Source organism: Duganella violaceipulchra (genome assembly GCF_019166075.1).
GTDB classification, from domain to species: domain Bacteria; phylum Pseudomonadota; class Gammaproteobacteria; order Burkholderiales; family Burkholderiaceae_D; genus Rugamonas; species Rugamonas violaceipulchra.
Window position 1 is genome coordinate 1 of sequence record NZ_JAHTGR010000016.1, and the last position, 19,424, is coordinate 19,424.

Sequence of the window (19,424 nt, forward strand, 5' to 3'; positions counted from 1 at the left end):
GGTCAAGTCTGTCATTCGGACACGGGCTCTGCCGTAGCCTTCGCGTACGGCAGAGCACGTGTCCGAATGTCAGACTTGACCCCGGGTTGGGTGATGGCAAAACAACAGGATTTTACGGGAATCGGCCGGGCGCACTATAATATCCGCTCGCTTTGTACCGTTCTGCCCTTTAGCCGTTAGCTCAACCGGACTTTCTAATCTATGCAATACGTGTCTACTCGCGCCGCCGCCTCGGCCGCCGCCTCGTCTTCCCAACAATTCTCCGACATCCTGCTGGGTGGCCTGGCCGTCGACGGCGGCCTGTTCCTGCCGGCTTCGTACCCTCAAGTGACCGGCGCCGAGCTCGATGCATGGCGCCAGCTGTCCTACGCCGACCTGGCCTACGAGATCCTGAAGAAGTTCGCGACCGACATTCCCGATGCCGACCTGCGCGCGTTGACCGCCAAGACCTACACCAAGGAAGTCTACAAAAACGCCCGCCAAGGCGAAAAAGCCAGCCAGATCACGCCATTGCGCGTGCTGGAAGAGGGCGCGAACGGCACCAAGCTGGTGTTGCAGGCCTTGTCCAACGGCCCGACCCTGGCCTTCAAAGACATGGCGATGCAATTGCTGGGCAATTTGTTCGAATACGCGCTGGCCAAGCAGAACGCGCAACTGAACATCTTCGGCGCCACCTCCGGCGACACCGGCAGCGCCGCCGAATACGCGATGCGCGGCAAGAAGGGCATCCGCGTCTTCATGCTGTCGCCGCACAAGAAGATGAGCGCTTTCCAGACCGCGCAGATGTTCTCGCTGCAGGACCCGAACATCTTCAACATCGCCATCGAAGGCGTGTTCGACGACGCCCAGGACATGGTCAAGGCGGTCTCCAACGACCTGCCGTTCAAGGCCCAGCAGAAGATCGGCACCGTCAATTCGATCAACTGGGCGCGCGTGGTGGCGCAGGTGGTCTACTACTTCCGCGGCTACCTGTCGGCGACCACCTCCAACGACCAGAAGGTGTCGTTCACCGTCCCGTCGGGGAACTTCGGCAATATCTGCGCCGGCCACATCGCCCGCATGATGGGCCTGCCGATCGCCAAGCTGGTCGCCGCCACCAATGAAAACGACGTGCTCGACGAATTCTTCCGCACCGGCGTGTACCGCGTGCGCAAGTCGGCCGAGACCTACCACACCAGCAGCCCGTCGATGGACATCTCCAAGGCGTCCAACTTCGAGCGCTTCATCTACGACCTGGTGGGCCGCGACGGCGACCGCACCCGCGCGCTGTTCCAGAAAGTGGAAACCCACGGCGGCTTCGACCTGTCCGGCAAGCCGGGCGCCGATGGCGACGAATTCAAGCAGGTGGCCAAGTACGGTTTCAAGTCCGGCAAGTCCACCCATGAAGACCGTCTGAACACCATCCGCGACGTGGCCGACGACTACGGCATCGTCATCGACACCCACACCGCCGACGGCATCAAGGTCGCGCGCGAGAACCTGGAACCGGGCGTGACGATGATCGTGCTGGAAACCGCGCTGGCTGCCAAGTTCAACGAAACCATCCTCGATGCGCTGGGCGAGGACGCCGAACGTCCGGAAGGCTTCGAGAACATCGAAGACCTGCCGCAGAAGTTCGTCGTCATGCCGCCGGACGTGGAGAAGATGAAAGCCTACATCGCGGCCAATACCGGCCTGTAACGATGAGCGCGCACAAGCCCCTCCTGCCCGTCAGCGAAGCGCTGGCCCTGATGGCGGCCGCCGCGCGGCCGGTGGTCGATGTGGAAACCGTGCCGACGCTGACCGCCAACGGCCGCGTGCTGGCGAAGGCGCAGGTATCCGGCATGAACGTGCCGACGATGGACAACACGCAGATGGACGGCTACGCGGTGCGCGCCGCCGATTGCGTCAGCGGCAATGCGGCGCTGACGGTGTCGCAGCGCATACCGGCCGGTCACGTCGGCCAGCCTTTGCTGCCGGGGACCGCTGCGCGCATCTTCACCGGCGCTTTGATACCGGAAGGCGCCGACGCTGTCGTGATGCAGGAGCAGTGCGAGCTGGCGGGCAATGTGGTCACGGTCCGCCACGCGCCGAAGCCCGGCGAATGGATACGCCGCGCCGGCGAGGACATCACCAACGGCAGCATCATCCTGCCGGCCGGCACGCGCCTGCGCAGCCAGGAACTGGGTCTGGCCGCTTCGGTCGGCCTGGCAGAGCTGCCGGTCAGGCGCCGGCTGCACGTGGCGGTGTTCTTCACCGGCGACGAGCTGACGATGCCGGGCGAGCCGCTGGCGCCGGGCGCCATCTACAACTCCAACCGCTTCACGCTGCGCGCGCTGCTGGAGAATCTGGGCTGCGAGATCACCGATTTCGGCATCGTGCCCGATACACTGAACGCCACCCGGTCCGTGCTGCGCGAGTGCGCGCAAGGGCATGACCTGATCATCACCTCCGGCGGCGTCTCGGTCGGCGAGGAGGATCACATCAAGCCGGCAGTCGAGGCGGAGGGCAAGCTGAATATGTGGCAGATCGCCGTCAAGCCGGGCAAGCCGCTGGCGTTCGGCGAGGTGGGGCAGGCGTTCTTTGTCGGCTTGCCCGGCAATCCGGTGTCGAGCTTCATCACCTTCCTGATGTTTGTGCGGCCGTTTATCCTGCGCCTGCAAGGCGTGACGGAGACGGTGGCGCCGCGCGCGTTCATGATGCGCGCCGATTTCAACTGGCCCAAGGCCGACAAACGCAACGAGTTCCTGCGCGCGCGCATCAACGCCGCCGGCGGGCTCGAATTGTTCAATAACCAGAGTTCGGGCGTGTTGACGTCGACCGTGTGGGGCGATGGCGTGATCGATAATCCGCCAGGCCAGACCATCGCGGCCGGGGACACGGTTCGATTTATACCGTTTAGCGAGTTAATGCACTGATGGCTGTTACCGTAAAATTTTTCGCCAGCGTGCGCGAGTCGCTGGGTGCTTCGTCCGAGACGCTGGACCTGCCGGCGGGCGTGAACACCGTCGGCGCGCTGCGCGCCCACCTGGCCGCGCGCGGCGACGCCTGGCAACAGGCCCTGGGCAGCCCGGCCTTGCGCATGGCGTGCAACCAGGTGATGTGCGGCGCCGACACGGCGTTGGCCGATGGCGCCGAGGTGGCGTTCTTCCCGCCGGTGACGGGCGGCTAGGCTACCGCTTCTTGCCCTTGCCTGCGTTGCGGGCTGCATCCAGGTCGTCGCACATGCCGCAGGCCTTGGCGTTGCGGTAGCGGCGCCAGGCCGCATAAGTAAAGATGCCCGCCGCAGCGAGCGCCCACACGGCGGCGCTCAGATAATCCTCGCGCGCGGTCGAGCCTTTGATCCATTCCACGGCCGCCAGTATCACGAACAAAGGCACGGCGGCCTGCACATAGCGTTTCACCCAAAACATCGCGCCCATCTTGTCTCCTGTAACAATGCTTCTATCGGACCGAATTCATGCAGTCTAGTTTGACACCTTTTCGCGTTGCCGTCATCGGTGGCGGTCCCGCCGGCCTGATGGCCGCCCAAACCCTGGCGCAGGGCGGGGCGCAAGTCGACGTTTATGACGCGATGCCTTCGGTCGGCCGCAAGTTCCTGCTGGCCGGACGCGGCGGCATGAACATCACCCACGCCGAGCCGTATGCGGATTTCGTGACGCGCTACGGCAACGGCGCCGCCCCGCTGCGCGCCATGCTGGACGCCTTCGGCCCGCAGGACGTGCGCGACTGGGTGCATGGGCTGGGCGTCGACACCTTTGTTGGCACCTCGGGCCGGGTGTTCCCGACCGATATGAAGGCGGCGCCGCTGCTGCGCGCATGGCTGCACCGTCTGCGCGAGAGCGGCGTGCAGTTCCACATGCGCCACCGCTGGCTGGGCTGGCGCGACGACGCGCTGCTGCTGAACACCCCCGACGGCGAGCTGCTGGTGCGCGCGGACGCGGTGGTGCTGGCACTGGGCGGCGGCAGCTGGGCGCGATTGGGCTCGGACGGTGCGTGGATGCCCTTGCTGGCGGAACGCGGCGTCGGCGTGGCGCCGCTGGCGCCGGCCAACTGCGGCTTCGACGTCGACTGGAGCGAGCATTTCAGCAGCCGCCATGCGGGCGAGCCGCTGACCACCGTCGCCATCATCTCCACCGGCGCGGATGGCAAGGAGTTCCGCAAGCAAGGGCAGTTCGTCGTCACGCAAGGTGGCGTGGAGGGCAGCTTGATCTACGCGCTGTCGGCCGCCTTGCGCGACCAGATCGCCGCCGACGGCAGCGCCACGATCTATCTCGACCTGCTGCCGGACCTGACGGCGCAACGGGTGGCGGACGAGGTGGCGCGGCCGCGCGGCGCGCGCTCGATGGCCAGCCATCTTCAAAGCCGGTTGGGGATCAAGGGCGTCAAGGCCGGCTTGCTGCGGGAGTGTTTGAACAAGGAGCAGTTCGCGGACGAGGACCAGCTGGCGCAGGCGATCAAGCGCTTGCCGGTGCGCCTGCTGCGCGCCCGGCCGATCGACGAAGCGATCAGCAGCGCCGGCGGCGTGCGTTGGGGTGCGTTGGAGGGAACGATGCTGAAATCCGCGCCGGGCGTGTTCGTGGCCGGTGAGATGGTCGACTGGGAAGCGCCGACCGGCGGCTATCTGCTGACGGCCTGCCTGGCCGGCGGCCAGGCGGCGGGACGCGATGTCCTGGCCTGGTTGGGACAAAACTAAGCGCTTATTCCCAGGTCACGTCGCCGGAACCGGTGCGGCTGACGTTGCGGTTGTCCGGATTGCCCAGCACGCGGATGTCGCCGCTGCCGCGCAAGGTCAGGTCGGCCGACTGCTTGGCGAAGACATGGCTGGTGCCCGAACCCTTCAGGTTGACCGTCACCTTGTCCGACGACAGGTGGCGCGCATCGAGGTCGCCGGAACCGGTCAGTTCCGCAGTCAGCGTCTTGCAGCTGCCGGACGACGTGATCTGCCCCGAGCCCACCATCTCCAGTTCCACATTCTCGCTGCTGCCCGCGTTCAGGTTCAGGTGACCGCTGCCATGGGCGCCGGCGCTCAGGTCGCGATAGCGGCCGGTGAAGTTGACGTTGCCCGAACCGTGCAGCTGCAGTTCGAGCTTCTCGCCGCTGAAGCCCGACACCTTGGTCTCGCCGCTGCTGCGCACCACCAGCTCTTCCAGCTGCGGCAGCACCAGCTCCACCTGCAGGGGATGGCGTGGATTGAGCAGCATGCCCTTGGTGCCGATGTGCAGGTCGCGGCCATCCTGGATGGTTTCGATATTGGCCAGCGAACGCTGCTCGCCGCGCACCTTCAGCGACGCCACCGGTCCCTGGATCAGTATCAGGTCGATCGGGCCGCTCAGCTCCACGGCGCTGGCCATGGCGTCGATCTTGCGGGTTTCGCTGCCGAGGGCGCGGCCGGCAGAACTGGTCGGGCTGGTGCTACCGTAGGCCTTCAGCATGCTGTAGCTGATGCCGATCAGGACGAAGGACAGCAGCAACAGGCTGGTACCGATTTTCATTAATGCGCGCATGGTCATGACTCCTTAGCGTCCGCGAAGCAGGGACACATTCATTGCTACATACCGTTTCAAACCGATCATGGTGTAGCGGGTGACGACGATGCTGATCAGGCACAGCCCGATGCCGCCCAGGATCAGGCCGAAGCCGATCAGTGACTGGCTGGTGCGGGCGCCGCTGTCGAAATCGGTGGTGATGTGCAGGTCGCCGGTGGCGACCGCCTCGGCGCGGTTCAGCAGGCGGCCGCTGCGGCTCAGGTTCTCGTCGCCGCTGTTGCTGCTGTCGCTGTTGTCCGGGTCCTTGCTGACCTGCACGCCCATGTTGTTGATGGCCATGCGCCAGCCCTGGATATCCTGTTCCTCGTCGCTGGTGTCGAAATGCGAATTGGTGAACTCCATCACGTGGCGCAGCGGGCCTTCCAGCGCCAGCTCGTTCTGGCCCGACAGGCCGCTCGACACCAGCGCGATGCCACCGATGTAGAAGCCGAAGGCGCTGATGTAGACGGCGCCCAGCAGCGAGGCATACACCATCGCCGGGATCACCATGAACAGGTTGAAGATGGCCAGGCCGATGAAGGAGACCATCACGCGGGCCAGGTTGAGCGGGGTTTTCTTTTGCTCGAAGGCGCTCAGGTGCACATTGGCGCGCAGCGTCATGGCGACCTTGCGCGGCTCGTCGAGCTCCTTGTAGACCTCCGCTTCGCTGCGGCCGGCCACCAGGCCGTCGATGAAGCGTTGCTCGTAGTAGGCCAGGGTCTTGGCCACCGTTTCCGGCGGCAGGCCCTGCATGGCCTGTTTGAGCGCGTCGAGGTATGCCTGCTTGTTCATGATGTTAAATACCCAATGTTGCGCTGCTGTGTGCCATGGCCATCGCGCTGCTTGCCACCGGTGCGGTCTGCACGATGGAGACCGTGCTGGCCGCGACAAAGGCGACCAAGGCAAGGATTTTCAAGCTGAGAGAGATGTTCATGTTGATTCCAATATATGTCTTTTGTCGATGGTGCTACTGTACGCAAGCGCTCGCCCGGATGCCATCGGCATGTGACAGGCTGCATAAAGAGCGGGGCAGGCGACAAAAACGGGGGGCTAGATGGTAGCCCCCTTGAGCAGCCCGGCGGCGGCGACGCCGCTGCGGACCGCCGATTCCAGCGTGGCGGGGTAGTCGCCGGCGGTGTAGTCGCCGGCGATGACCAGGCCCGGCAGGCCGCTGGCGTTGTCCGGCCGGACCAGGCCGGGCGTGCAGGCGTAGGTGGCGCGCTTCTCGGTGATGACCTTGAACCACAGCGGCCGCCCCAGCTCGGGACGCTGGAATACGGCCGCCAGCTGCACCGCGACGGCTTCGGCCAGCAAGTCCTGGCTCTGCGCGGCGGCGTTGCCGGAGGCGCTGATGATCACCGCCAGCAAGCCGGCCTGTTTGGCGTCGAGCTGGCCGCGGTCGAACACGAACTGGCCCCATTGGTACTGTTCCGGATCGTCCAGCAGGGCGAAGAAGGGCAGTTCCAGGCGCGTGGCCGGGTCGTATTGCAGGTAGCAGGTGGTGATGGCTTCGGACTCGAAGCCGGTCAGCTGCCGGCACAGGGCCGAGGTGTCGCAATCGGGGATGCCGTGCAGCAGGGCGGCGGCCTGGCTGGCGCCGGTGGCCAGCACCACGCCGCTGAAATAGGTGCTCCAGTTGCCGCCCACCGCCGCGCCGCTGATATCGAGCTGCCACAAACGGCCTTCGATGGAGCGCAGCGCCTGCACCTTGGCGCCGGTGCGTACCGAGCCGTCATGCGCTTCGACGTAGGCCGCGGCCGCCTCGGGCAGCAGGGCGGACAGGTCGGCGCGCGGCAGCAGCATGTCCGAGGCGCTGCGTTTGGCGCCCAGGCTGTCGCGCAGCACGTTGAGGAACACTTGCGCGGAGGCGCGTTCCGGCGGCGTGTTCAGCGCGGCCAGGCAGAGCGGACGCCACATCAGCTGGATCAGGCGCGGGGTTTGGTCGAAACGTTCCAGCAGTTCGCTGACGCTGCAATCGGCGTGCAGGGTCCAGCCCATCCAGCGCGCGGTGGTGGAAAAGCGCGCCAGGCTGAGTTTGTCGGCCCGTTCCAGGCCCTTGGCGCGCAGCAGTGCCAGCGCCAGATGCAGCGGCGCGGGCAATGGCAGGCTGGGCGCGACGAAATCCATGCCGCCGCTGCCGGCCGGATAGCGCATTTGCAGCGGCAGCGACAGCAAAGCCTGGCCGCGGTCGACGCCGATCCGCTTCATCAGCTGCAGCGTCGCGCTGTAGGCGCCCAGCAGGATGTGCTGGCCGTTGTCCAGCTGGCGATGGTCGGTTTCGATGCGGCGGGCGCGGCCGCCCAGGGTGCGGGCCGCTTCGAACAGCGTGACCTTGTAGCCGGCGCGCGCCATCTCGACGGCCGCCGCGCAACCGGCCCAGCCGCCGCCGATCACGGCCACCGAACGCGAGGTCAGGCCCGGCTCGGTCTTGCCGGCGCGCTTGTCCACGCCTTCCTTAGCCACGAATGTAGGTCTTCCAGGCCAACCAGAGCTTGCGGATAGGCGTCAACGAGATGCGCTGGGTCAGCACGTGGTAGCCATCGGCTTCCACTTCGGTCAGCAGCGTGCGGTAGATGGCGGACATCATCAGGCCGGGGCGCTGGGCGCGGCGGTCTTCCTTCGGCAGCAGCGCGAACGCTTCGTCGTAGACCTTTTGCGCGCGGGCGGCCTGGAAAGCCATCAGCTTCTCGAAGTTCTCGCTGTGGCGGGCATTGAGCAGGTCGGCGGCGGTGACGTTGAATTGTTGCAGCTCGCTGATCGGCAGGTAGATGCGGCCCTTGCGCGCGTCTTCGCCGACGTCGCGGATGATGTTGGTCAGCTGGAAGGCGTGGCCCAGCTTCTCGGCGTATTGCAGCGTCTCCGGCCTGGTCGCGCCGAAGATGCTGGCTGACAGGATGCCAACCACGCTGGCCACGTGCCAGCAGTACTTGGTCAGCGCCGTGTAGTCGAGGTAGCGGGTCTGGTTGAGGTCCATCTCCATGCCGTCGATGATGGCCTGCAGGTGCTGCTGCTGCAGCTTGTAGGTCGTCAGATGCGGTTGCAGCGCCTGCGTCACCGGGTGGGTCTGCTGGCCTTCGTACATATTGGCGATTTCCTTGCGCCACCAGGACAGCTTGATGCGGGCGATCGACTCGTCGGTGCATTCGTCGACGGTGTCATCCACTTCGCGGCAAAACGCATACAGGGCGGTGATGGCGCGGCGACGCTCCGGCGGCAGGAACAGGAAGCTGTAGTAGAAACTGGAGCCGCTCTGGGCGGTCTTTTGCTGGCAGTAGTCGTCGGGAGACATGAATAAAAAAGCAAGGATGACATCGAAGCCGCTATTCTATAGCTTAAGTGTCACAATGTGGGCTTCTGTCGCCATGGAGGTAGGACGCATGATACGTATTCGTGAAATCGATCATCTGGTGCTGCGCGTAGTCGAACTGCAGCGCATGCTGGACTTTTACTGCGGCGCGCTGGGTTGCCCGGTCGAGCGCCGGCAGGATGAAATCGGCCTGGTGCAGCTGCGCGCAGGCAGCTCGCTGATCGACCTGGTGCCGGTGGACGGCAAGCTGGGGCGCATGGGAGGCGCGCCACCGGGCGCCGAGGGGCGCAACATGGATCACTTCTGCCTGCGGGTGGAGCCTTTCGACGACGCGGCGATCCGCGCGCACCTGCAGGCGCATGGCGTGACGGCCGGGCAGGTCGAGTCGCGCTACGGCGCGGAAGGCGAGGGGCCGTCGATCTATCTGACTGACCCTGAGGGCAATGTGGTCGAGCTGAAGGGGCCTCCGGCCTGATGTTTGTGCCGGGTCGTCGCCCCGGCATTCCCTATCCGGTCGCAACGACCGGTCTTCTGTTGGGTTCCCGTGTAGTTTGAACCAGCACAAACCAGGCTTCGACATGGGCGCCGATAATTCTCCATCGGTGTCTGAGATGCCGTACTTGTGCGTTCCACGACGGATATATTTCTAACAGGAGTACAACATGTCCCCCAAACACAAACACAAACCCAAACAAGAAACCGATTGCGGCTGCGCGCAGCGGGAGCCGGACTGCGACGAGCAACCCGCGCCAGATCGCCCGCCGATGCGCAAAGTGCGGCTACCGGACGGCAGTGAACTGGCGGAAGTGTTTTTGTACAAGGACGGCACCCAGCCGGCGACCATTTTGATGCCGGCCAACGAGGCGACGCCGGAACTGATCGAAAAACTGCGCGACGAGCTGCCCGATCTGCCTCGTCTGGATACCGGTGGCGGCACCGGCGCAATCGACATCCGCATCGAAGACAGTGCGGGTGCGCAGGTCAAGGATGGATTGTTGCAGCTGGAGATGGGCGGCAGCGCCGTCGCGGTACAGATGGACGCGAACACGCGGCGCTTTCGCCAGGGCGGACTGCAGCCGGGCACCTACGCTGTACGCGCCAGCTCGGCCCAATTCGGGCGAGGCAATCTGGCCGTGAGCGTGCGCGAAGGCGACGTCACGCGCGCCATCGTTGCGCTGGACGGCAAGCCCGTGGTCGGCACGGCCTCGCTGCAGATCAGGGTGGCCGGCGCCACCGCCGCGCAGTTGCAGGTCGTGCTCACCGATACGGTCAGCGGCCGGCAAGTGCGCAGCGAGCGCCTGGCGCTGACCCATGATGTGCTGGAAATATCCGCGCTTGCGCTGGGCCGCTATCATATCGATCTGATCGACGATTCCGGCGCCCGCAGCTGCTACGACATCGACGCCAGCGACGGCGGCATCCTCAAACACCTCGGCCCCATCCACGTGGTGCTCGATCCGGCCACCATAGGCCGGGCCAATCCGCCCGATCCCGGCGATCCATTCTTCGGACTGTCGCCGGCATATGGCAGCCTGATCAAGGCGCTGCCGCAGCTCGGCATCCGTACGCTGGCCGAGCTGTCGGCGGTGGAGGGGGAGGATCTGATGCACCGCATCCGCAGCAATGCCACACTGGACCGCGGTGCCTATCCCAATCCGGTGATCGGGGGAGCGGTGGGCGAGGCGCGCATGCAGCTGGGCCTGGCCAAGGTCGCCGGGCCGCAGCAGATGCGCGTGCCGCTGGCGACCGGCGCGGCGTGGCAGCGCGCCTTCTTGCCGGCCGCCGCCGGCCAGCTGCAATTCAGCGTGCAGCTGGCGGACAGGCAAACCGCGGAATTCACCATCACCACCCCCAGCGGCGAAACAGTGCACAGCACAAGCGGCAGCGGCGGCTTTTCGGTGACGATCAGCGAGGCTGACCTGGCCAGCGGCCAGCCAGTTGTCATGCGCGTGATAAACACCTCCAGCGAGGCCATTGACAGCCGCATCGAAGCGCTGCTGCCGGTCAGCGCAGCAGGCGCGTTGGGACGGTTCAGCCTGCCGACGGTGCGCGACAACATCGAAGCGATCTATGCGCGCTGGGCATCCGCCAATCCGGGCCTGGACCCGCACATCGTCGACACGTCGCTCGACCCGGACAATATTCGCGGCTGGATAGACCGGGCCCGCAGTTTCTTCGGGCAGGCCGGCGTGTGCAGCATCAACGACCTGGGCACCTTCCGCATGCAGCCGTTGCGCATCCTGCGGCCCGGCGTCTACGTTGCGCCCCTGAAGGCGCCACAATCCATCCTCGACGTGCCGGTGCTGGCCCACTACGCCTTCAACACCATCATCAACAATTCCATCATCCACTACCGGCCCAACGACACGCTGCACGACACCGCCATCATCATGGCCGGCGCCTGGGATATCCGTGGCCAGCCGACCGTCATCGGCCAGGAGGTCCGCGAACTGGTGGTCATCGCCACCTCGATCAATCACGATAACGCCAGCAGCATTTCCTGGGAGTTGCCAGCGCTGCCAGGCGCCTTCAATTACTTCCCTGACAAGGCCGCGCGCGGCGACAACGGCACGGTGGCGGGCGAACGCGGCCATAACGGCGCGCCCGGCGACCTGGATCCGCATCCCGCCCACAACGGCGGCGCCAACGCCAACGTGCCGGCGCCTATCGTCACCATGTATATTCTCGACGTCGGCACTAAACTGCCACGGATAGACCTCGGCGGCCAGCCCGGCGGCGTCGGCGGGCGCGGCCAGGATGGCGGCGATGGCGGCGACGGCGCGCAGGGCGAACACGCGGATTCCCACTTCTTCAGCGGTTGTTGCCGAAGCGTGGGCCACGGTGGGGACGGCGGCAACGGCGGCGCGGCCGGGCGCGGCGGACAAGGCGGGCGCGGCGGCCAGGGCGGTCGCCTGACCCTGCTCACCACCGAAAACAGCATTGCGGTGCTGGCCAACACGCCGCCTGCGCTGAACATCCAGCCAGGCAAGGGGGGCGATGGCGGCGCGCCTGGCGCGCATGGCAATCCGGGCCACGGCGGCCCGGCCGGCTCGGCCGATTGCGAGCTGTGGTGCCCCGAACATCCTGAGTTCCACGGCAACGACGGCGCCGTCGGCGCGGACGGCATCGCCGGGCGCAGCGGCGATCCGGGCCCGGCGGTGCTGTCGGACGCCGCGCAAATCTACCCGATCACGGTGGACCAATGGAATATGGCGTTCAACCAGCCGCACATCCTGCATGTCAGCCCCATTGACGTCGAGCCTGGCGAAACGGTCACCATCACCGGCCAGAATTTCATGCCCGGCACCGACGCGGTGTACTACGATGGCGTGCGCCAGGGCGCCGATGTAGCCACCATCAGCAGCTCCACGCAAGCGACGTTCACCGTGCCGCTGACGGCCGAAGGCGGCACGCATCCGGTCAAGATCCAGTCGGCGACCGTGCCCAGCCGCCGCAGCAATCAGGTGATGTTGCGCGTCATCCCCAAGCTGGACGCGATACCGGCCGGCACCCGCTGGAACGAGCTGCAAACGCCGACGCTGTCCGGGCTGGCCTTTGCTGCCGGTTGCCAAGTGGTGGCGGAAGATTGGGCGATACCGGCGCATCCGGCCTTCAACCTTCCGGTCACGTCCAACACCCGCACCGGCATCCAACTGGCCATTCCGGCGGCTCCGCTGGGCAGCCTGCGCGGGGTGCGCCGCATCCGCGTGCGCAATCCGGACGGCGGCACCAGCCGTGCCGAGCGCGTGGTGCGTATCAGCGACACCATCGTGATTCCGGTGGCCGCGTTTCGCGTGCTGGGCACCACGCCGGGCGTTGGCACGGGCCGCAGCGCGGAGGACATCGCCAGCCTGTTCAGCGAGGCCGGCAGCCATTCAATCAGTGTGCCCTGGGGGCAGGCGCGGATTTCTTTTCAGCTGGCGCAGCCCGTGGTCACCGTCACCGCGGCGGACGACAATGCTAATATCTGGCCGATTCAAGTGCTGGCGACGGACACAGGCACGCTCACCGGTGCGCCGGGGGTGCCGGGCGCGCTTAACATCTTCTTCGTGCGCGACGTGCAGCTGGCCACCGCGTATTCCTACTTCGGTGGCGGCCCCATCTTCTGTGGCGACAACGCGGGCAACCTGAGCATCGAACATCTGCAGGCCATCGCAGCCCATGAAGTTGGCCACGCTCTGTGCCTGCGCCATGTCTGCGACGGCGGCGGCGACGGGCCGGGCACCTTCTTCAACCACAGCTGTCAGGACGGCGACACCGGCTTCCTGATGTATCCGTTCTGGGGGCCGCAAACCGGGCTGGCAATCCCCCCCGGCCAAGTGGACGCCGCCCGCATCGGCGCTACCCATCTGGAGGAGGGAAAAACCACGCGCTTGCCGTTGGCGACTATGCTGCAAAGCGGACTGCCGCCCGCCATCCCAGTGTGCCAGGTGGTCGACGCCGAATAGAAAGGAGACACATCATGCCTACCGAAATAGAGAAGAAAGTACTGAACCTGTTGTCGGTCGTCGACTACAGCGGCGGCAGCGATCCGGGACAGCTGATCGCCTCCTGGGGCAACGAGGCGGTGACACTGGTTTGCGAGATCGCGCTGGCGGGGTATCCAGGCTTGCTGCCCAAGGTGCGCACCAATGCCGTCGCCGTACTGGAGACGGTGGATCATCCGCAGTCGAAGGAAACAGTGCGTTTGCTGGTGAAAGACGCCGACAGTGATATCAGCATCCGCGCCCTGCGGGCAGCCGGGGGGCAGCGCAACGCCGCTTCAGTACGGGACATGGCGAGCTTGCTGCAATCGACGTCGCTGCAGCCGCTGGTGGCGGTGGAAGTAGTCAAGGCGCTGTTGGCGATCGCCACGCCGGAAGCCCGCGCGGCACTGGCTGGCTACGCGGCGTCAGACCGGAAAAAATATCCGCACCGCGCCAACCCTCTGGTCAACAGCTATCTGGAGAAAGCGCCGAAATAGCAGTGGTCGGGCCGCTAGCGCCGCAGGCTGCCGGCGCGGCGGCGTCCCGGTGGATCGGACAGCACCCGCACGATGACGCTGAACGGGATATTCCTGCGCACCAAAAACTCAGACGCAAACGCCCGTCCCCGACTTTGCAGCAGGTTGACGCCCAATTCCACCACTTTCGATGTTGCCATATCCGGTCGCGAGGACCGATCTTCCGTCTGCATGATGCCACCTCTCCATTTGCCGCCAAGGTAGCATGGAGATGGGAAATTGTGCAGAGGCAACGATTTAATCGTGCGCGGCTATTTCAACGGATGAGCCGGGCGCTGCCCGGCGCGCCTCAGGCGACCTTGAACACGGCCTTCATCTGTTTTTTCATCCGCACGGAGGCCCAGAAGATGCCCAGCCAATCGCGCCTGTCCAGCTTGGGGCGGTGCAGGAAGACGTCGTACTCGGCCGCCTCGATCGCGTCCAGGATGCGCAGGCCGCCTTGCACCACCATGCGCAGCTCGAAACCGATGCGGCCGTTCAGGCGCAGTGCCAGCGGCGCGCCGCTCAACATCAGCGCGCGGGCGCGGTCCACTTCAAACTTCATCATCGAACGCCAGCGCGGCCGGGCGCTGGCGTGGTCGAGCGCCGCCGGCGAGATCGCGTAGCGGTTCAAGTCTTCCAATGGGATGTAGATGCGCTCTTTATGAATGTCGATCGCCACATCTTGCAGGAAGTTGATCAACTGCAGCGCGGTACAGATGGCGTCCGAATCGCGGATGTTTTCTTCGTTGGCCTGGCCGTACAGGTGCAGCATCAGGAAGCCGACCGGATTGGCCGAGCGGGCGCAATAGTCCAGCAGCGCGTCGTAGGTTGCATAGCGGCTCACCAGCACATCCTGCTTGAAGGCCGACAGCAACTCATACAACGGCTTGACCGGCAGCTCATGGTCGCGGATCACCTGCGCCAGCCGCTCGAACATCGGTTCATGGCCCGTGCCGCCCGCCTCGATGCGCGTCAGTGCCGCCTCGTAGGCGTTCAGCGCGGCCAGCCGCTGCTCCGGGGTGGCGTCGCCCTCGTCGGCCAGGTCGTCGGCGCTGCGGGCGAAGGCGTAGATCGCTTCCACCGCCGGCCGCAGGCGGCGAGGCAACAGAAATGATGCAACAGGGAAATTCTCATAGTGTTCAACCGGCATAAATTGTATTGCTAAAAAGCATAGTTAAAATTAATGACGGGAAAGTCATTTGCAAACGGATGGGCTCGGCTTATAATAAATTAACGGAAAGTCATTAATTTCCGAGCCGTAATAGTAGTGCCATCTACACTCCAGAGCAAGCTAAAGGAATACACCGTGGTCGCCTTTAAAAAACAGCGTCAGATTTCCCCCCTCATACTTGGTGTTTTGGCCGCCGCCGTACTGGCCGCTTGCTCCAAGCCCGCCGAGAAAACCGAAGACATCCGCCCGGTCCGCGCCATCGTGCTCGCCAGCAGCGATGTCGATGTCAACGCCGAGTTTTCCGGCGAAGTGCGTGCCCGTGTGGAATCGCGGCTGGCCTTCCGCGTGGGCGGCAAGATCGTGACCCGCAAGGTCGATGTCGGCACCCTGGTCAAGCATGGCCAGGTGTTGATGCAGCTCGATCCGCAGGACTTGCAGCTGTCGCAGGCACAGGCGCTGGCCGGCCTGCGCGCCGCCGAGACCAACCGCGACCTGGCCAAGGCTGAGCTCAAGCGCTATCAGGAACTGCGCAGCAAGAATTTCGTCAGCCAGGCTGTGCTGGACGCCAAGGACTCCACCTACAAGGCGGCGCAAGCCAATGTGGACGCCTCGCAGGCGGCCTATCGCGGCCAGGCCAACCAGGCGGGCTACGCCAGTCTGCTGTCCGATGTCGACGGTGTGGTGACAGCGGTCGATGCCGAAGTCGGCCAGGTGGTGCAGCCGGGCGCGCCCGTGGTGCGCGTCGCCAAGCAGGGCGAGAAGGAAATCGTCATCGGCCTGCCGGAAGACAAGGTGGAGACCCTGCGCCGCGTGCCGGACGTGCAGGTGCGCCTGTGGGCCGACCCGAAAAACGCGGTGGCCGGCAAGATCCGCGAAATTTCGCCGGTGGCCGATCCATCCACCCGTACTTACACGGTCAAGGTCTCGATCCCGGACTCGCTGGCCGAAGCCAAGCTGGGCATGACCGCCGTGGTGCAGTTCGCCTCCAAGACGGCCACGCCGCAGATCAAGGTGCCGCTGACGGCGCTGTATTATGAAAAATCGGCTTCGTCGGTGTGGGTGGTCGAGGGCGGCGTCGTCAAGCTGGTGCCGGTGACCATCGCCGGCGCGGCCGGCAACGATATCGTGCTGGCCAGCGGCGTCAAGGCCGGGCAGACGGTGGTCACGGCCGGCGTCAACCTGCTCAAGCCGGGCCAGAAGGTCAAGATACTCGGTAACGACTTGCCGGCCACGTCGGCCCCTGCGCCAGTTGTAGCGGGGACCGCCAAATGAAGGGGTTCAATCTTTCACGCTGGGCGCTGGAGCATATCCCGCTCACCCGCTACCTGATCGCCGTGCTGCTGATAGGCGGCATGCTGAGTTATTCCAACCTGGGCCAGGACGAAGATCCGCCATTCACCTTCCGCGCGATGGTGGTGCGGGCCAATTGGCCGGGCGCGACCTCGTTGCAGATGGCCGAGCAGGTCACCGACAAGCTGGAGAAGAAGCTGCAGGAGACGCCGGATATCGACGAAATCAGCAGCTACTCCAAGCCGGGCGAAACCACCATCATCCTGAAGCTGCGCGAATCGGCGCCGCCCAAGGAAGTGGCGCAATCCTGGTACCAGGTGCGCAAGAAGATCGGCGACATCCGCGGCACTTTGCCGCCGGGCGTGCAGGGGCCGTTCTTTAACGATGAGTTCGGCGACACCTACGGCTCCATCTTCGCGCTGTCGGGCGACGGCTTCACCTACGCCGAGATGAAGGACTACGCCGACTTCGTGCGCCAGCAGCTGCTGGGCGTGCCGCTGGTGTCCAAGGTCGAGCTGTTCGGCGTGCAGGACGAGAAGATCAACATCGAATTCTCGCACCAGAAGTTCGCCCAGCTGGGCATACCGATCGAAGCCATCGCCAACCAGATCGCCACCCAGAACACGGTGGAGGCGACCGGCGTGCTGGTCACGCCGACCGACAACCTGCAAGTGCGCGTCACCGGTGCGCTGAAGACCGTCAAGGACCTGGAAGAGCTGGAGCTGCGCGCCAACGGCACCACCTTCCGCCTGGGCGACTTCGCCACCATCAAGCGCCTGTACCAGGACCCGCCGGGTAACAAGATGCGCTTCAACGGCAAGGAAGTGATCGGCCTGGGCGTGTCGATGGAAAAGGGCGGCAACATCATCCAGCTTGGCAAGCACATGGAGAAGACCGTCGCTGCGATGAAGGCCAAGCTGCCGGTCGGTATCGAACTCGAGCGCGTGTCCGACCAGCCTGAAGCCGTCAAGGCCTCGGTGGGCGAGTTCGTGCACACGCTGATCGAAGCGGTGCTGATCGTGCTGGCCGTCAGCTTTGTCGCGCTGGGCCTGCATACCAAGCCCAAGCTGCGGCTGGACGTGCGTCCCGGCCTGGTGGTGGCGCTGACGATTCCGCTGGTGCTGTCGGTGACCTTCCTGTGCATGCGCATGCTGGACATCGACCTGCACAAGATTTCGCTGGGCGCGCTGATCATCGCGCTGGGCCTGCTCGTGGACGACGCCATCATCGCCGTCGAAATGATGGTGCGCAAGATGGAGGAGGGCATGTCGCGCTTCGACGCCGCCACCTTCGCCTACACTTCGACCGCGATTCCGATGCTGACCGGCACCCTGATCACGGTGGCGGGCTTCCTGCCGATCGGCCTGGCCAAGTCGGCCGCCGGCGAATACACCTTCTCGCTGTTCTCGGTCAATGCGTTGGCGCTGGTGATTTCGTGGGTGGTGGCGGTGGTGTTCACGCCCTACATCGGCTACGTGCTGCTGAAGGTCAAGCCGCATGCCGACGGTGGCAGCGAGCACGACCTGTTCGACACGCCGGGTTTCCGCAGGTTCCGCGCGGTGGTCAACTGGTGCGTCGAGTTCCGCAAGACCACCATCGTTTTGACGCTGGTGGTGTTCGCGCTGGGCGTGTACGGCTTCAAGTTCATCGAGAAGCAGTTCTTCCCGGATTCCAGCCGTCCCGAGCTGATGGTCGAGCTGTGGACGCCGGAAGGCACGACCTTCGCCGCCAACGAGGCGCAGGTGAAGAAGTTCGAAGCCTTCATCCGCAAGCAGGAGGGCGTGGTCAGCGTGACCAGTTACGTCGGCACCGGTTCGCCGCGCTTCTACCTGCCGCTGGACCAGATCTTCCCGCAGACTAACGTGTCGCAGATCGTCGTGCTGCCGAAGGACCTGCACGCGCGCGGCGCGCTGCGCGACAAGATCGTCGACATCTTCAAACGCGACTTCCCGGAAGTGCGCGGCCGCGTCAAGCTGCTGCCGAACGGGCCGCCGGTGCCGTATCCGGTGCAGTTCCGCGTGACCGGCGGCGAAGTGGACAAGGTGCGCGCCATCGCCGACCAGGTGAAGGACATCATGCGCGCCAATCCGAACACGCTGGGCGTCAACGACAACTGGAATGAATCGATCAAGGTGCTGCGCCTCGACCTGGACCAGGACAAGATGCGCGCGCTGGGAGTGACGTCGCAGACCGTGATGCGGGCGGCGAACACCATCCTGTCCGGCACCACCATCGGCCAGTTCCGCGAGGACATCAAGCTGATCGACATCCAGATCCGCCAGCCCATCGAGGAGCGCAACACCATCTCGATCCTGAACGATACGAACATCCCGACCGCCAGCGGCAAGTCGGTGCCGATCAGCCAGCTGGCCCGCGCGCACTTCGTGTGGGAGCCGGGCGTGGTGTGGCGGGAAGGGCGCGAATGGGCGATCACCGTGCAGTCCGACGTGGCCGACAACATCCAGGGAACGACCGTTTCCGGCCAGATCGAACCCAAGCTCAAGCAGCTGCGCGACAACCTGCCGGCCGGCTACGCCATCACCGTCAAGGGCGCGGCGGCCGACAGCGGCACGGCGGAAGCGTCGATCGCGGCCAATCTGCCGCTGGCGATCTTCATCATCTTCACCTTGTTGATGCTGCAACTGCACAGCTTCTCGCGGGCGCTGCTGGTGTTCCTGACCGGCCCGCTGGGCGTGGCGGGCGCGGCGATGGCGTTGCTGCTGCTGGGCCGTCCGCTGGGCTTTGTGGCCAACCTGGGCATCATCGCGCTGTTCGGCATGATCATCCGCAACTCGGTGATCCTGGTCGACCAGATCGAACAGGATATCAAGGCCGGCCACGATCCGTGGACCGCGATCGTTGAATCGGCGGTGCGCCGTTGCCGTCCCATCATCCTGACGGCCGCCGCGGCGGCGCTGGCGATGATCCCGTTATCGCGCTCGGTATTCTGGGGGCCGATGGCGGTGGCGATCATGGGCGGCCTGATATTGGCCACGGCATTAACCTTATTGTTCTTGCCGGCCTTGTATGCGGCGTGGTTTAGGGTGAAGAAACCCGTGAAAGGCGGGGTCTGACCCCTCGGGGTCAGACCCCAAAGCGGGCCGCTTTGCGGGTTAAACGCTAAAAAATCAGCGGAATGTTGGCGACATATTAAAAATCGTCACA

The 19,424-nt window shown here is 65.1% G+C and carries 17 protein-coding genes; 9 read left to right on the forward strand and 8 right to left on the reverse strand.

What is annotated here, in order from left to right; genetic code table 11:
• Positions 1-201: 201 nt before the first annotated feature.
• From thrC to moaD, 3 genes are read left to right on the forward strand one after another with little or no spacing between them, the layout of a single operon-like run.
• On the forward strand, positions 202-1,680 hold the full coding sequence (gene thrC, locus KVP70_RS25210; protein WP_217945182.1) for a threonine synthase: 1,479 nt from the start codon (positions 202-204) through the stop codon (positions 1,678-1,680).
• Between the two features lie 2 nt (positions 1,681-1,682).
• Positions 1,683-2,897: a molybdopterin molybdotransferase MoeA gene (locus KVP70_RS25215; protein WP_217945183.1), complete on the forward strand. Its 1,215-nt coding sequence runs from the start codon at positions 1,683-1,685 to the stop codon at positions 2,895-2,897.
• Entirely contained in the window at positions 2,897-3,151 is a 255-nt protein-coding gene (gene moaD, locus KVP70_RS25220; RefSeq protein ID WP_217945184.1) for a molybdopterin converting factor subunit 1, read from the forward strand. Before KVP70_RS25215 ends, moaD begins: the two co-directional genes overlap by 1 nt.
• A 1-nt stretch (position 3,152) precedes the next feature.
• On the opposite strand, the gene KVP70_RS25225 is transcribed toward moaD, so the two are convergent.
• Positions 3,153-3,401, reverse strand: coding sequence for a hypothetical protein (locus KVP70_RS25225; protein WP_217945185.1), 249 nt, complete (start codon positions 3,399-3,401; stop codon positions 3,153-3,155).
• A 38-nt stretch (positions 3,402-3,439) separates the two neighbouring features.
• Between KVP70_RS25225 and KVP70_RS25230 the strand changes: the two genes are divergently transcribed.
• Positions 3,440-4,675 carry a TIGR03862 family flavoprotein gene (locus tag KVP70_RS25230; protein WP_217945186.1) on the forward strand — a complete coding sequence of 412 codons (1,236 nt, stop codon included), beginning with the start codon at positions 3,440-3,442 and terminating at the stop codon, positions 4,673-4,675.
• A 4-nt stretch (positions 4,676-4,679) separates the two neighbouring features.
• On the opposite strand, the gene KVP70_RS25235 is transcribed toward KVP70_RS25230, so the two are convergent.
• The 5 genes from KVP70_RS25235 to hpnD all read right to left on the reverse strand — a co-directional run bounded on the left by KVP70_RS25235 (position 4,680) and on the right by hpnD (position 8,796).
• Positions 4,680-5,486, reverse strand: a complete 807-nt coding sequence (locus KVP70_RS25235) for a head GIN domain-containing protein (RefSeq protein WP_217945187.1) — start codon at positions 5,484-5,486, stop codon at positions 4,680-4,682.
• Positions 5,487-5,498: 12 nt separating this feature from the next.
• The gene (locus KVP70_RS25240) at positions 5,499-6,299 is read right to left on the reverse strand and encodes a DUF1700 domain-containing protein (protein ID WP_217945188.1); all 801 of its coding nucleotides are present in this window, start codon (positions 6,297-6,299) and stop codon (positions 5,499-5,501) included.
• Between the two features lie 4 nt (positions 6,300-6,303).
• Positions 6,304-6,441 (reverse strand): hypothetical protein, encoded by a 138-nt coding sequence (locus KVP70_RS25245; protein ID WP_217945189.1) that lies wholly within the window; start codon positions 6,439-6,441, stop codon positions 6,304-6,306.
• Positions 6,442-6,557: 116 nt separating this feature from the next.
• Positions 6,558-7,970 (reverse strand): hydroxysqualene dehydroxylase HpnE, encoded by a 1,413-nt coding sequence (gene hpnE, locus KVP70_RS25250; protein ID WP_217945190.1) that lies wholly within the window; start codon positions 7,968-7,970, stop codon positions 6,558-6,560.
• Positions 7,963-8,796 (reverse strand): presqualene diphosphate synthase HpnD, encoded by an 834-nt coding sequence (hpnD, locus tag KVP70_RS25255; protein WP_217945191.1) that lies wholly within the window; start codon positions 8,794-8,796, stop codon positions 7,963-7,965. Before hpnD ends, hpnE begins: the two co-directional genes overlap by 8 nt.
• A gap of 88 nt (positions 8,797-8,884) precedes the next feature.
• Here hpnD and KVP70_RS25260 point away from each other — a divergent pair, with 88 nt between their 5' ends.
• The 3 genes from KVP70_RS25260 (at position 8,885) to KVP70_RS25270 (ending at position 13,777) form a co-directional block, all read left to right on the forward strand.
• On the forward strand, positions 8,885-9,289 hold the full coding sequence (locus KVP70_RS25260) for a VOC family protein (RefSeq protein WP_217945192.1): 405 nt from the start codon (positions 8,885-8,887) through the stop codon (positions 9,287-9,289).
• 187 nt (positions 9,290-9,476) lie between these two features.
• The gene (locus tag KVP70_RS34685; protein ID WP_217945193.1) at positions 9,477-13,262 is read left to right on the forward strand and encodes an IPT/TIG domain-containing protein; all 3,786 of its coding nucleotides are present in this window, start codon (positions 9,477-9,479) and stop codon (positions 13,260-13,262) included.
• Positions 13,263-13,276: 14 nt separating this feature from the next.
• Positions 13,277-13,777, forward strand: coding sequence for a HEAT repeat domain-containing protein (locus KVP70_RS25270; protein ID WP_217945194.1), 501 nt, complete (start codon positions 13,277-13,279; stop codon positions 13,775-13,777).
• A gap of 14 nt (positions 13,778-13,791) precedes the next feature.
• Here KVP70_RS25270 and KVP70_RS25275 read toward each other — a convergent pair whose 3' ends face one another.
• A complete protein-coding gene (locus KVP70_RS25275) occupies positions 13,792-13,956 on the reverse strand; it encodes a hypothetical protein (protein WP_229225081.1) in 165 nt (54 codons plus the stop codon).
• 149 nt (positions 13,957-14,105) lie between these two features.
• Positions 14,106-14,948: a squalene synthase HpnC gene (gene hpnC / locus KVP70_RS25280; RefSeq protein ID WP_217945196.1), complete on the reverse strand. Its 843-nt coding sequence runs from the start codon at positions 14,946-14,948 to the stop codon at positions 14,106-14,108.
• 156 nt (positions 14,949-15,104) lie between these two features.
• Between hpnC and KVP70_RS25285 the strand changes: the two genes are divergently transcribed.
• Both KVP70_RS25285 and KVP70_RS25290 read left to right on the forward strand, forming a co-directional pair.
• Positions 15,105-16,241: an efflux RND transporter periplasmic adaptor subunit gene (locus KVP70_RS25285; RefSeq protein ID WP_262311694.1), complete on the forward strand. Its 1,137-nt coding sequence runs from the start codon at positions 15,105-15,107 to the stop codon at positions 16,239-16,241.
• A complete protein-coding gene (locus KVP70_RS25290) occupies positions 16,238-19,333 on the forward strand; it encodes an efflux RND transporter permease subunit (RefSeq protein ID WP_217945198.1) in 3,096 nt (1,031 codons plus the stop codon). Before KVP70_RS25285 ends, KVP70_RS25290 begins: the two co-directional genes overlap by 4 nt.
• The last annotated feature ends 91 nt before the right edge of the window (positions 19,334-19,424 follow it).